Here is a 13,390-nt window from a genome sequence, read left to right on the forward strand (position 1 = left end):
CCAACGGCCTCAACGCCCAGGCCTTCATCCGCGCCGGCCAGACCCTCACCATCCCCGGTGGCAGCACCAGCGCCGCACCGACCACCACCGCCGCCCCGTCCTCGGGTCAGCAGCTGGTCGGCAGCACCTTCCTCGGCCGGACCTACCCGTCCGCCACCGTCGCCTCGGCCAACCAGAACAAGGCCACCCTGCTGTCCATCGGCGTGCCCTCCCGCTCGGAGATGCAGGCCAAGGTCGCCAGCACCGCCCGCCAGATGGGCGTGGACCCATCGCTGGCGCAGGCCATCGCCTTCCAGGAGTCCGGCTTCGACCACACCTCGGTCTCCCCCGCCAACGCCATCGGCGTGATGCAGGTCATCCCGACCTCGGGCGACTGGGCCTCCGACCTGGTCGGCCGCGAGCTCAACCTGCTCGACCCGGACGACAATGTCGTGGCCGGCGTCGCGATCATCCGGCAGCTGCTCAAGTCCACCGGCGGCGACACCGCCACCGCCATCGCGTCGTACTACCAGGGCCTGGGCTCGGTGCGCAGCAACGGGATGTTCTCCGACACCCGCCGCTATGTCGCCAACGTCCAAACTCTGACGGCACGCTTCTGACACACGGCCTCCCGGGGAAGCCAGGGCCCTCCCCGTAGACTCCGACCCGTGGGAACCACTATCACCGATCCGCTCGTCGGCCAGCTGGTCGACAGCCGGTACCAGGTCGTCTCGCGCATCGCGCGCGGCGGTATGGCCACCGTGTACCTGGCGGTGGATCGTCGGCTGGACCGTGAAGTCGCGCTGAAGGTGATGCATCCGCACCTGGCGGAGGGTTCCGGCGGGGCGGACTTCGTGGCGCGGTTCCGCCGGGAGGCTCGGGCTGCCGCTCGACTCACCCACCCCGGACTGGTCGCGGTCTTCGATCAGGGCCTGGACGGTGAGACGTCCTATCTGACGATGGAGTACGTCCCCGGCGGGAACCTCCGGCGTCGACTGTCCGAGCGGGGCTCGCTCACCGTCGCCGACGCGCTCGACATGACCGAACAGGTCCTGGACGCGTTGTCCGCCGCACACCGGGCTGGGCTGGTGCACCGGGACATCAAGCCGGAGAACGTGCTGCTCACCGCCGAGGACCGGATCAAGGTCGGCGATTTCGGTCTGGCGCGCGCGGTCACGGAGGTCACCTCCGCCACCACCGGCACGGTGTTGGGGACGGTGGCCTACCTCGCCCCGGAGCTGGTCACCCGCGGCGCATCGGATGCCCGCACCGACGTGTACGCCGCGGGTGTGCTGCTGTATGAGGCGATCACCGGACGTCAGCCCTTCACCGGCGAGACCCCGATCCAGGTCGCCTTCCAGCACGTGAACGACGACGTGCCCCCGCCCTCCGAGGTCGCCGACTGGCTGCCCACCGAGGTCGATGCGCTGGTCGGCGCGCTGGCTGCCCGTGATCCCGACGACCGTCCCGCCGACGCGGCCGCTGCCCTGGCCCTGGTCCGGCGGACCCGCGCGGAACTCGACGAGGCCACCCTCGCCCGCCGCACCGACGTCGAACCCACCGCGGCGGCCGTCCCGCCGAGCGACGACGACAGCGGAAGTCTGGCCGCCGAGTCAGACGCGGCCGGGGACGCCGCCACGTCACGGATCGAGGCGCTCTCCCGCGGCGGCACTGTGGCGCTGCCCATCGGGCTGGGCGTCGAGCCGGCTACCGAGCCCGCCGACTCCCCCACCGACGGCACCGCTCCCCGCCGTCGACGCTGGGCCCTGATCAGCGCGGCAGTGCTGCTGCTCGCCGCGATCGCCGGCGGGATCTGGTGGTACACCGCCGCCGGGCCGGGTGCTTACACCACCGTTCCGCAGATCCAGTCTCTGACCGCCGACGAGGCCCGGGCCGCACTGGACGACGCCGGATTGGGGGTCACCGTCGAGGAGGTCTTCGACGACGAGGCCGCTGTCGGCACGGTCGTCGACTCGGACCCGGGCTCCGGTGAGCGCGTGCGCAAGGAAGGCACCGTCACCGTCTCGGTGTCGAAGGGTCCGGATCTGGTATCCGTTCCGGAGGGACTGGCCGGTGCCCTCCAGGCCGACGCGGAGACAGCTCTGGCCGCAGCGGGATTCTCCGTCGAGTACGACGACCCGGAGCATTCCGACGACGTCGCCAACGGCCTGGTGCTGAGCGTGATCGGACCGGACGGTCAGCCTGCGGAGGCCGGCGCGCAGCTCAAGCGCGGCACCACTGTGGTGCTCACAGTCTCCTCCGGCCCCGCTCCTGTGACGGTGATCTCGGTGATCGGGGCGACGGTGGAGGCTGCCACCGAACAGCTCGCCGACGCCGGGCTCCAAATCGCTCCGGAAGAAGTGTTCTCCGACACGGTGCCCGCCGGCAGCGTGGTCAGCCAGAGCCCCGAACCCGGTGCCGCCGCGCACCGCACTGACACCGTCACCGTCCAGGTGTCGAAGGGGCCCGAGCTGGTCACCGTCCCGAATCTGCGCGGCAAGCAGTTCGAGGAGGCGCAGCAGATCCTCCAGGACCTGGGCCTGACCGCCGAGCGGCAGAACGTGTTGGGCGGCATCTTTGGCACCGTCCGCGACCAGAGCGTCGCCGCGGACACCCAGGTCGCCAAGGGCAGCACCGTCACACTGACCGTCGTCTGACCTCGCACGCAGGGCACTGGCGCGAACAGGACAGTCGCGACCACGACTCGCGAACGGGATCAGAGCAGGCGGACATGAGAACGGCCCGGCCGGGGCCCACCACGAACCCCGGCCGGGCCGTTGCCCGATGTCACCGCATGATCACGCGGTGAGGCTGCCTCCGTTGGTACGGATCACGTTCTTGTACCAGTCGAAGGACTTCTTCTTGAAGCGGTCCAGCGTGCCGGTGCCGTCGTCGTTACGGTCCACGTAGACGAATCCGTAGCGCTTGCTCAGCTGCGCGGTGGACGCCGACACCAGGTCGATGCAGCCCCAGGTGGTGTAACCCCAGACCTCGACACCGTCCTTGATCGCCTCGCCGACCTGCACCAGGTGGTCGTTGAGGTAAGCGATCCGGTAGTCGTCGACGACGGTCTTGACCCCGTCGACCTCGACCAGCTCGTCCTTCGCACCCAACCCGTTCTCGACGATGAACAGCGGCTTCTGCCACCGCTCCCAGAACTGGTTCATCACGATGCGCAGACCGACCGGGTCGATCTGCCAACCCCACTCGGAGGCCTCCAGCGTCGGGTTCGGCGCGCCCATGATGAGGTTGCCGTTCGACGGGATCTTCGAGGCGTCCGCGGTCTGGGTCGAGCTCATGTAGTAGCTGAACGACACGAAGTCGACCGTGTGCTCCTTGAGCAGCGCGCGGTCCTCGTCGGTGATGTTCAGCTCGACGCCCATCTCCTTGAGCTGACGCAGCAGGTAGCCCGGGTACTCCCCGCGCACGTGCACGTCACCGAAGGCCAGGTTCTCGTGGTCCGCCTTCTGCGCGGCCAAGGCGTCCGCCGGGGCCGGGGTCAGCGGATAGAACGGCACCGCGATGACCATGCAGCCGATCTTGGCCTCCGGCATCATCTCGCGGGCGATCTTGGTGGCCAGCGAGGACGCGACCAGCTCGTGATGCACCGCCTGGTACAGGTCCTGCTTGGACAGCTGCTCCTTGGGGGTGAGGATGCCACCGCTCATCAGCGGGGCGTGCAGCACGGCGTTGATCTCGTTGAAGGTCAGCCAGTACTTCACGCGCTTGCCATAGCGACCGAAGATCGTCCGCACGTACTTCTCGAAGAAGCCGATCATGTCGCGGGAGACCCAGCCGTCGTACTTCTTGGCCAGGTTCAGCGGCGTCTCGTAGTGGGAGATCGTCACCAGCGGCTCGATGCCGTACTTCTCGCACTCGTCGAGCAGACGGTCGTAGAAGGCCAGGCCCTCCTCGTTCGGCTCCGCGTCGTCACCATTCGGGAAGATGCGGGACCAGGCGATAGAGAACCGGTAGGTCTTGAAGCCCATCTCACCGAAGAGCGCGATGTCCTCGGCGTACCGGTGGTAGTGGTCGATGCCGACCAGCTTGAGGTTGTCCTCGGTCGGCTCCGCGCTCGGCGGACCGGAGATGCCGCGGGGCATGATGTCCTGGATGGACAGGCCCTTACCGCCCTCGTTGTAGGCACCCTCCAGCTGGTTGGCGGCAGTGGCGCCGCCCCACAGGAAGCCCTCGGGGAACGGGGTCGTGGTCGTCACAGAATGCACCTTCCGTCGTCGTCGACTTGGTCGCGGCCGCAGCCGCGGGGTGAATCAGAGGCCGAGCAGCTGCTTGACCTCGGGGTCCGTGAGCTCGAGTGCGGCAGCCCGGGCCTCGGGAGCGGTGCGCGCCGCACGGGCGGCGGCGGCGATCGCCTGGCACTGGGCCAGGGTGTGCCCTCGCAGCGCGGCGCGGACGGCCGGCACCGCAGAGGGAGACATGGACAGGCTGGTGACACCCAGCCCGGTGAGCACCAGCGCCATCAGCGGGTCGGAGGCGGACTCGCCGCACACGCCCACCGGCTTGGACTGGGTCTTCCCGCCCTCGGCGGTGGCGGCGACCAGGTCGATCACGGCCGGCTGCCACGGGTCGAGCAGGTCGGAGAGCTCACCGCGCAGGCGGTCGGTGGCCATCGTGTACTGCGCCAGGTCGTTGGTGCCCAGCGAGACGAAGTCGACATCAGCCAGCACGTCGGCGCAGCGCAGGGCCACGGCGGGCACCTCCACCATGACGCCCACGGTCTTCAGTCCGGCGGCGCGGGCGGCCTCGGCGAAGTCGGCGGCCTCGGTGGGGGTGGCGATCATCGGCGCCATCACCCACAGCTCGGCGCCGGTCTCCTGCTGCGCGCGCCCGAGGGCGGTCAGCTGGTCGGCGAGCAGCTGCGGCAGCGTCCGCACCAGGCGGTACCCACGCACACCCAGTGCCGGGTTCTCCTCCACCGACTGCTGCGCGAAGGCCAACGGCTTATCCGCACCCGCGTCGATGGTGCGCACAACGACCTTGCGACCGGCGAAGGAGTTCAGCACGGCGGTGTAGGTGGCGACCTGGTCGTCCACCGTCGGCGCGGTCTGCTGCTCCAGGAACAACACCTCGGTGCGGAACAGGCCCACACCCTCCACCGCGGTGGCGGCGGCACGCTCGGCATCCGCGGCGGTGCCGATGTTGGCGAGCAGCTGCACCCGGTGACCGTCGGAGGTGGCACCCGGTGCGGTGTCCGTGGCCAATCGCTCGGCAGCCGCGCGACGCTCCACCACCTGCTGGGCCAGCGCGTCATCGGGCTCAGTGATCACGGTGCCCGCCGCGGCGTCCACCACGACCACAGTGCCGGAGGCCAGCTCCGTCACACCCGCCACCCGCACGATGCACGGCAGACCGAGCTGTCCGGCGATGATCGCGGTGTGCCCGGTGGGGCCACCCTGCTCGGTGACGATGCCCAACACCTTGTCCAGGTCCAGCGCGGAGGTGTCCGCCGGGGACAGATCCTCAGCCACCACCACGGAGGGCTCGGTCAACTCGCCCAGCCCGGGCTCCGGCGCGCCCAACACCTGCGCGATCACGCGGTCCTTGACGCTGCGCAGATCGGTGACCCGCTCAGCCATGTACCCGCCGACAGCGGTGAACATCTCGCAGACCTGCTCCACGGCCTCACTGACCGCGTGCGCGGGTCCGGTGCCGGCAGCGATCCGCTGCTCGACGTCACCCAGCAGGGCCGGGTCCTCGGCCATCTGCGCGGTGGCACCCAGCACCTCGGCCAGGGTTCCCTCGGCCGCATCAGCCCGCTGCTGCAGCGAGGCCGCGACCGTGGCGAAGGCAGCCTTCACCCGGTCGAGATCCCCCGCCGCTGCGGGAGCCTCGGGCTCAGGTAGAGCGATCGCAGGACGGGCGACGGCGACCGGGCCGAGGACGAGTCCCCGGCCCACACCCACACCATTGAGGGTCTTCCCGGCCATGGTGGTCACTCCCCGGCGGCGTCGAGGTCGGTGGACAGGAGCTCGGCGAGCTGGTCGAGGGCGGCGTCAGCGCCGTCACCCTCCACGGTCAGCTCGGCGGTCTCGCCGTGCTTGAGGCCCAGGCCCATGACCATGAGCAGGCTGGCGGCGTTCACCGCGGCGGCACCCGGGCGGCCGATGGTGACCTGCGCACCAGTGGCGGCTGCGGCCTTGGTGAAGATGCCGGCGGGACGGGCGTGCAGGCCCACGGACGAGGCGATGGTGACATTGCGCTGCGGCACTGGTCGGACTCCCCATTGCAGTCAAACGTGCGGTACACCCGCCGACTTCTCCGCCGGCCGGGCAACAAAAAAGACCTGCACCGACCGCGAGAGCGGTCCGTGACAGGTCTTGCCTGATCGAGTCAGTAACAATCCTCGTGGATGGCCAGATCGTTATACCCGTCACACCGGGCCCGGGTCAAATGACCGCGGGCCCGGCGCGGGACATCGCTGGTCAGACGGTTGCCAGTGGGTCGTAGTCGATGCCGTGGCCCGCGACGTTGCGCGCCAACTCGATCAGCTCCCGGTGCCCGTCGTCCCCGATCCGGACCGTGGTGACACTGCCGTTCGGGACCGTGGTCAGCGGCATCGTGGTCAGCTGCGACAGGTACGCGAACAGGGTCACCCCGTGGCTGACCACCAGCACGTCGCCGGTGTGCGCCCGCTCGATCCGGGCGAAGGCCTCCGCCACCCGACGGTGGTAGACCACCGTCGGCTCGGCTCCGGGTAGACCCGGGAAGGTGCCATCCAGCACCCCGTTCCACATCGCCACCGGCTCATGCTCCGCGGCCAGGTCAGCCTCCGGCAGCGTCTCCCAATCGCCGAAGTCGAACTCCTTGATGCCCTCCTCGGCGATCAGCTCGACACCGGGATGGTGCGCCAGGATCTCCCGGGCGCTGGTGATCGTCCGACCGAGCGGACTCGCGTACGCCGCCACGAAGGGCACGTCGGCCAGTGCGGCGGCGGTGCGGCGGATGCCCGCCAGACCGTCCTCGGTCAGCGGCGAGTCCGACCAGCCCTGCAACACGTGCTGGGTGTTGTAGACCGTCTGGGCGTGTCGGACCAGGTGCAGCGTCGTCGCCACCTGTGGGCCTCCTCCTGGTTGCGGGCGCGTGGGCGTCCGGAATGTGGCGCGGCTGGGGATGGCGTCACCGTACCCATGCCGGGCCGCCCACCTGCGACGTTGACAGGGCAGGAATCCATGAGGCAAGCTGTGCGCCCGTCGCCCCCCTGGCGACCGCGCAGAACTGGGATTGTTACTGCTGACGCAGGCAAAACCCGAGTCGAGCGAGCTGGACCCGTATCCGCGGTGTCCGGTTTGCGCCGACTCGGGTTTTTTTGTTGTCCAGACCCTCCCCGGATGCGGCGCGACACGGATTCGAGGAGGAATCGTGGCTTCCGCCAGCAAGTATCAGACGATTGCCGAGGACGTCCTGCGCGGCGTCGGCGGCAAGGAGAACGTCGCGTCGGTGGTGCACTGCGCGACGCGCCTGCGGTTCCGACTCAAGGACCGCGCACTCGCCGACAAGGACGCCGTGGAGTCGACCTCCGGCGTCATCACGGTGATGGAGTCCGGCGGCCAGTTCCAGGTGGTCATCGGCAACACCGTGCCCCGCGTGCACGAGGCGCTCGGAGCGATGGGCGTCAACACCGGTGACGGCAGCGCCGATGAGGCCGAGGTCGGTGAGAAGGGCAACCTGATGGCCCGGATCATCGACATGATCACCAGCATCTTCACGCCGTTCCTGTGGGTGCTGGCAGCGACCGGTCTGATCAAGGCTCTGCTGGCGCTGGTCGCGAAGATCTCCCCCGACTTTGCTGGCACCACCACCTACGCTTTCTGGTACGCAGCGGGCGATGCCGCGTTCCAGCTCCTGCCGATCTTCTTGGCCATCACCGCAGCGCGGAAGTTCAAGGCGAACGTCTACACCGCTGTCGCTATTGCGGCCGGTCTGCTCTATGGCGACCTGTTCACGCAGTTGGCCTCGCCTGACGGTGCGCTCAACCCGGACGGTTCGCCGGTGCTCGTCGGCTTGACCGCATTCTCCGCGGGTGGCGGCGACGTCAACTTCCTGGGAATTCCGCTGTTGTTCGGCATCCCGCAGGCCTTCGACTGGTCGGTCGCACTGCCCAGCTCGCTGTCCGCGCTGATCCCGATCTTGGTCGCGGTCTGGGTGCAGTCGAAGTTCGAGCCGCTGGTGAGCAAGATCCTGCCGGACTTCCTGCGCAACTTCGTGACGCCGGTCATCGTGCTCGCCGTGCTGGTCCCCTTCACTTACATCCTGATCGGCCCGCTGGCCAACCTGGTGTCCTCCGGCATCTCCGCCGGGATCGAGGCCGTCTGGGACACCGTCCCGTGGCTCGGCGGCGCGCTGATCGCGGGCTTCTGGCAGGTCTTCGTGATCTTCGGCGTGCACTGGGGCTTCGTGCCGATCATGCAGTCTGAGCTGCAGGACCCGGGCTTCTCCTACCTGACCGCTGCCCTGTTCCCGGCCGTGCTGGCCCAGGCCGGTGCCGTTGTCGCCGTGCTGATCCGCACCAAGAACAAGGACCTGCGCGCCGTTGCCGGTCCCGCCGCGGTCTCCGGCTTCCTGGCCGGTATCACCGAGCCCGCGATCTACGGTGTCACCCTGCGACTGAAGAAGCCGTTCATCTACGCGGCCATCTCGGGTGCCATCGGTGGTGCCATCGTCGCCCTCGGTAAGGGTGCGACGGACGTCTTTGCCCTGCCCGGCCTGATCACCATCACGGCCGCCCTCAACCACGGCTTCGCCTCCGTGGTGATCGGCACCTCGGTGGCCGTGGTGTTGGCCTTCCTGCTCACCCTCATTCTCGGGTTCAAGGACATCCCGAATAAGGAGGATGCCGCGGCGGCTGCGGCCACCGGCACTGCTCCGACCGCGAGCGGTTCCGGCACCACCACTGCCACCCTCACCGACACCAAGGTCGTCGAGGTTTCTGCCCCGGTGAACGGCACCGTCATCCCGCTGTCCGAGGTCGCCGACAAGGTCTTCGCCTCCGGTGCGCTGGGCAAGGGTGTGGGTGTGGTTCCCGCCGACGGGCAGATCGTCTCCCCGGTGAGCGGCACCGTGGTCAGCGTGCTGCCGCACGCCTACGGTCTGGTCTCCGATGACGGCGTCGAGGTGCTGGTGCACGTCGGCATCAACACCGTCGAGCTGGAGGGCAAGGGCTTCACCCCGGCCGTACAGCAGGGCGCGCAGGTGCTGCCCGGCACTCCCCTGGTGTCCGTCGACCTGGCGGCGATCCGCGCCGCCGGACTCGACACCACCACCATCGTGCTTGTCACCAACACCGACAGCTACGCCGATGTCGTGGCCGCTCCGGCCGGTGACACCACCAGCGGCACCCCGCTGCTGACTGTGGTCGGCTGATTCCCTCCCGTCCCGCCATCTGGTAGGACGAACAGCGGGGACGGATACCATCCGACTCCGCACACCGAACGCCGGTGTCCCGGGCCTCTGCGGTCCGGGACACCGGCGTCTGGAGTAGATACGGAGCGCAGGTGCAGGTCACCAAGGTCTTCAACAACAACGTGCTGCTGGCTGCCGATGATCGGGGTCAGGAGTTCGTGCTGATGGGCAAGGGCCTCGGCTTCCAGGCGAAGCCGGGCGACGAGGTGCGCTCCGATGCGGTGGAGCGGACCTTCGTTCCCGGCGGGTCGACGACGCCGGAGCGGATCGCCGCGCTGGTGGAGGAGATTCCCGCCGACCGGATCGACCTCACTCAGGAGATTGTCGACCTGGCGCGGCAGCGACTGGGCACCCAGATCGATCCGCATGTGATCATCCCGCTGGCGGACCACATCGTCTTCGCGCTGCAGCGCGCCGATGAGGGACTGACCATCACCTACCCGTTGCAGTGGGAGGTGCTGCACCTCTACCCGCGCGAGGTGGCGTTCGCCCGGGAGGCGCTGGAGCTGATCCGGCAGCGCACCGGGGTGGAACTCCCCCAGTTGGAGGCGGTGCCGCTGGCGCTGCACTTTGTCAACGCGCAGTTCGGCGCGGACGACCTGAGCCGCACCATGGAGATGACCGAGGTCTTCGGTGCCGTGCTCGGCATCCTGCGCGAACAGCTCGGACTAGCCCTGGACGAGGAATCCCTGGACGTCGCCCGGTTCATCACCCACCTGCGCTATCTGGTGGTGCGCCAGCAGCGCGGGGTGATGCTGGAGGACCAGCAGGGCGTGCTCACCGACACCGTCCGCCGCCAACACCCGAAGGCCTACGCCAGCGCCGAGGCCGTGCGGGACCTGCTCACCGAACGTTTCGGCTGGCACATCTCCGGTGACGAGATGCTGTACCTCACCCTGCACATCGCCCGCCTGACCGGGGCGGTGTCCTGATGGACGACCGGACGCTGGCCGAGACCGTGCTCGCCCTGGTCGGCGGCGCGGAGAACGTTGAGGACGTGACCGCGTGCTGGAGCCGTCTGCGGCTGGTGCTGCGCGACTGGGACGCCCGCGATGACGAGGCGATCACCGCACTGGACGAGGTGCCCATGGTGCAGGTCCAGGGTGGGCAGTTCCAGGTGGTGCTCGGTGCCCGGGCAATCCCGGTGAGCCGCGTCGTCCGCGAGCTCCTGCACGCCTGACCCCCGCACTCACACCCGACCCGCGCGCTGACCGCCGACCCGCGGCCGCACGATCCGCCTCGGTGGCGAGTTCGGTGCTGCGGTCGCGAGGTCGAGGGCCGGGTTGACGACCTCGGCGCGGATGTATCGAACTCGCGCATACAGAAGGGGCCGGGAGTGATCTCCCGGCCCCTTCTGTGTACGGCTCAGTGTCGGCGGAGCAGCTCCGCGACCTGGAAGGCCAGCTCCAGCGACTGCTGGTGGTTCAGCCGCGGGTCGACCAGGGTCTCGTAGCGGCGGGCCAGGCCCTCGTCGTCGATCTCCTCCGCGCCACCCAACACCTCGGTGACGTCATCGCCGGTGAGCTCCATGTGCAGCCCACCGGGGACGGTGCCGAGGGCGTGGTGCACGTCGAAGAAGCCGGTGACCTCGTCCATCACATCGGAGAACCGCCGGGTCTTGTACCCGTTGGACGCCGTGATGGTGTTGCCGTGCATCGGGTCGCACACCCAGGTGACCGGTCGGCCGTCCGCGGTGACCTTCTCCACCAGGCCGGGCAGCACGTCGCGGATCCGCGAAGCCCCCATCCGGGTGATGAAGGTGATCCGGCCGGGCTCGCCGCTCGGGTTCAGCCGGTCGATCAGCGCCAGCGCATCATCGGCGGTGGTCGTCGGGCCGAGCTTCACCCCGAGTGGGTTCTGCACCCGCGCGAAGTAGTCGACATGCGCGCCGGACAGCTGCCGGGTGCGCTCCCCGATCCACAGGAAGTGCGCTGAGCAGTCGTAGGGCAGTCCGGTGCGCGAGTCGATCCGGGTCAGCGGTCGCTCGTAATCCAGCAGCAGTCCCTCGTGCGAGGAGTAGAAGTCCACCGTCCGCAGCGCATCGAAGTCCGCACCACAGGCGGCCATGAACCGGATCGCACGGTCGATCTCCGCGGCGATCTCCTCATAACGGGAGTACGCCGGGTTGGCCATGAAGCCCCGGTTCCACTCGTGCACCCGCAGCAGGGACGCGAAGCCCCCGGTGGTGAACGCGCGGATCAGGTTCAGCGTCGCCGAGGACGTGTGGTACGCCTCCAGCAGCCGCTGCGGGTCCGGGGTCCGGGACTCCTCGGTGAACTCGTAGCCGTTGATGATGTCGCCCCGGAACGCCGGGAGCGTGACACCCTCGCGGGTCTCCTCGTTCGAGGATCGCGGCTTGGCGTACTGCCCGGCCATCCGGCCCATCTTGATCACGGGCAGACTCGCGCCGTAGGTCAGGACCACCGCCATCTGGAGGATGGTCATGATCTTGCCGCGGATGTTGTCCGCGGTGGCCTCCGCGAAGGTCTCGGCGCAGTCACCGCCCTGGAGCAGGAACGCCTCACCCCGCCCTGCGGCGGCCAACTGCGCGCGCAGCGCATCGGCCTCCCCCGCGAACACCAGCGGCGGCAGCGCCGCCAGCCGGTCGCTGACCCGGTTCAGGGCGTCAGCGTCCGGCCAGGCGGGCTGCTGTGCGGCGTCGAGGGTGCGCCAGTGGTCCAGACCCGCCACGACGGACGGGTCCGGCTCCACGCTCACGAGTGGCTCGCGGGCACCAGCGGCTGGCCGATCTCCGACAGCATCTCGCCGAACCACGGCTGGCTGATGTCGAAGGGCTTGCCACCGGCGATCCGCGGGAAGGCGATCGCCTTGAGCCGGTCGCCGTCCTCCTCGTCGTGGCCGATCACGCCGGGCTCGCCCTTGAGGGCGCACTCGACCGCGAGGTCGGTCATCGACTTGATCAGGCGCAGGTCCTCGGCGTTAGCCGCGGCGGCCCGGGAGTAGTAGCCCGACTTCTGGACCATGACCTTCTCCGCGCCCAGCTTCTCCGCGAACTGCTTCGCGAACCACTGGCCGGGGTTGATGGTGTCCAGCTTGACGTGGCCGAAGGCGTCCCGGCCGACCTCCTGGCCGGAGGCCTCGAGCTGCTCGACGATCTCGTGCATGCCCGCACCCTCGGAGAGGAAGATGTTGACGTTGCCCTGCTCGTCCATGATGGTGCGCAGGCGGGCAGCCTCGGCATCGATGTCGATCTTGGCCTCGGGCACGAACACCGCGTGGATGTCCCAGCGCTCACGGGACAGACCGATCTCCGGCAGCCACTCCTGCTGGTCCAGCCACTTGCGGTACTCGACAGCGGCAGCGGCGGTCAGCCAGCCACAGTGCCGACCCATGACCTCGTGCACGATCAGCATGCGCGGGCCGGAGCGGTGCTCGCCGATGATGTTCGCCGCGAAGCCCGCGGCCTCCTCGGCGGCGGTCCAGGCACCCAGCGACTGCTTGATCGGGATGACGTCGTTGTCGATGGTCTTGGGCAGACCGACGACGGTGAGGTCGTAGTCGTTCTCGGCCAGGTAGGCGGCCAGGTCGGCGGCGGTGGTGTTGGTGTCGTCACCGCCGATGGTGTGCAGCACGTCCACACCGTCGGCCTTGAGCTGCTCGGCGGCGACCTGCAGCGGGTCCTGGCCCTCGGCGACCAGACCGCGCTTGACGCAGTCAGCCTGGTTGGTGAGCTTCACCCGCGAGTTGCCGATCGGCGAGCCACCGAAGCGGTGCAGCAGGCCGGCCTTCTCCCGGACGGCGTCGGTGACGACGATCTTCTGGCCCTTGAGCAGCCCGTAGTAGCCGTGCTCATAGGCGATGATCTCGACCTCCGGCGCGATCTCGGTGTACCGCTCGATCAGACCACCGACGGCCGAGGACAGGCACGGAGCGAAGCCACCCGCGGTCAGGAGCGCGACGCGACGAACCGACATGAGACACACCTCTCGTTGGAACTGCACAGCTGGGCGTTCTGCCCGGGGCCACTGAA

At 69.1% G+C, this 13,390-nt stretch carries 11 protein-coding genes; 5 read left to right on the forward strand and 6 right to left on the reverse strand.

From position 1 onward, the window contains the following. Both AB0N78_RS02485 and pknB read left to right on the forward strand, forming a co-directional pair. Positions 1-599 (forward strand): transglycosylase SLT domain-containing protein (locus tag AB0N78_RS02485; protein WP_363385388.1); only part of this gene is annotated, 599 nt, incomplete at its 5' end. Positions 600-647: 48 nt separating this feature from the next. After that, on the forward strand, positions 648-2,636 hold the full coding sequence (gene pknB, locus AB0N78_RS02490; RefSeq protein ID WP_363385391.1) for a Stk1 family PASTA domain-containing Ser/Thr kinase: 1,989 nt from the start codon (positions 648-650) through the stop codon (positions 2,634-2,636). 141 nt (positions 2,637-2,777) lie between these two features. Here the strand turns inward: pknB and AB0N78_RS02495 are convergent, their stop codons facing one another. The 4 genes from AB0N78_RS02495 to AB0N78_RS02510 all read right to left on the reverse strand — a co-directional run bounded on the left by AB0N78_RS02495 (position 2,778) and on the right by AB0N78_RS02510 (position 7,052). Then, the gene (locus AB0N78_RS02495) at positions 2,778-4,196 is read right to left on the reverse strand and encodes a glycoside hydrolase family 1 protein (RefSeq protein WP_363385394.1); all 1,419 of its coding nucleotides are present in this window, start codon (positions 4,194-4,196) and stop codon (positions 2,778-2,780) included. A 54-nt stretch (positions 4,197-4,250) separates the two neighbouring features. After that, a complete protein-coding gene (gene ptsP / locus AB0N78_RS02500; RefSeq protein ID WP_363385397.1) occupies positions 4,251-5,927 on the reverse strand; it encodes a phosphoenolpyruvate--protein phosphotransferase in 1,677 nt (558 codons plus the stop codon). A 5-nt stretch (positions 5,928-5,932) separates the two neighbouring features. Further along, positions 5,933-6,208 (reverse strand): HPr family phosphocarrier protein, encoded by a 276-nt coding sequence (locus tag AB0N78_RS02505; protein ID WP_363385400.1) that lies wholly within the window; start codon positions 6,206-6,208, stop codon positions 5,933-5,935. A 214-nt stretch (positions 6,209-6,422) separates the two neighbouring features. Then, positions 6,423-7,052 carry a histidine phosphatase family protein gene (locus AB0N78_RS02510; protein ID WP_363385403.1) on the reverse strand — a complete coding sequence of 210 codons (630 nt, stop codon included), beginning with the start codon at positions 7,050-7,052 and terminating at the stop codon, positions 6,423-6,425. Between the two features lie 307 nt (positions 7,053-7,359). Here AB0N78_RS02510 and AB0N78_RS02515 point away from each other — a divergent pair, with 307 nt between their 5' ends. The 3 genes from AB0N78_RS02515 to AB0N78_RS02525 all read left to right on the forward strand — a co-directional run bounded on the left by AB0N78_RS02515 (position 7,360) and on the right by AB0N78_RS02525 (position 10,579). Next, positions 7,360-9,360 carry a beta-glucoside-specific PTS transporter subunit IIABC gene (locus tag AB0N78_RS02515; RefSeq protein ID WP_363385406.1) on the forward strand — a complete coding sequence of 667 codons (2,001 nt, stop codon included), beginning with the start codon at positions 7,360-7,362 and terminating at the stop codon, positions 9,358-9,360. Positions 9,361-9,491: 131 nt separating this feature from the next. Then, on the forward strand, positions 9,492-10,331 hold the full coding sequence (locus tag AB0N78_RS02520) for a PRD domain-containing protein (RefSeq protein WP_363385409.1): 840 nt from the start codon (positions 9,492-9,494) through the stop codon (positions 10,329-10,331). Further along, the gene (locus tag AB0N78_RS02525; protein WP_363385412.1) at positions 10,331-10,579 is read left to right on the forward strand and encodes a PTS transporter subunit EIIB; all 249 of its coding nucleotides are present in this window, start codon (positions 10,331-10,333) and stop codon (positions 10,577-10,579) included. Before AB0N78_RS02520 ends, AB0N78_RS02525 begins: the two co-directional genes overlap by 1 nt. Positions 10,580-10,764: 185 nt before the next feature. Here AB0N78_RS02525 and AB0N78_RS02530 read toward each other — a convergent pair whose 3' ends face one another. Continuing rightward, positions 10,765-12,117 (reverse strand): class II 3-deoxy-7-phosphoheptulonate synthase, encoded by a 1,353-nt coding sequence (locus AB0N78_RS02530; RefSeq protein WP_363385414.1) that lies wholly within the window; start codon positions 12,115-12,117, stop codon positions 10,765-10,767. Continuing rightward, positions 12,114-13,334 (reverse strand): pyrophosphate--fructose-6-phosphate 1-phosphotransferase, encoded by a 1,221-nt coding sequence (locus AB0N78_RS02535; RefSeq protein ID WP_363385417.1) that lies wholly within the window; start codon positions 13,332-13,334, stop codon positions 12,114-12,116. Before AB0N78_RS02535 ends, AB0N78_RS02530 begins: the two co-directional genes overlap by 4 nt. Positions 13,335-13,390: the final 56 nt, after the last annotated feature.

Source organism: Cellulomonas sp. NPDC089187, from assembly GCF_040685135.1.
GTDB lineage: Bacteria > Actinomycetota > Actinomycetes > Actinomycetales > Cellulomonadaceae > Cellulomonas.

Coding starts and splice junctions, on each gene's coding strand:
- ptsP (WP_363385397.1), bottom strand. CDS start 5,927: ATGGCCGGGAAGACCCTCAATGGTGTGGGTGTGGGCCGGGGACTCGTC.
- AB0N78_RS02525 (WP_363385412.1), top strand. CDS start 10,331: ATGGACGACCGGACGCTGGCCGAGACCGTGCTCGCCCTGGTCGGCGGC.
- AB0N78_RS02535 (WP_363385417.1), bottom strand. CDS start 13,334: ATGTCGGTTCGTCGCGTCGCGCTCCTGACCGCGGGTGGCTTCGCTCCG.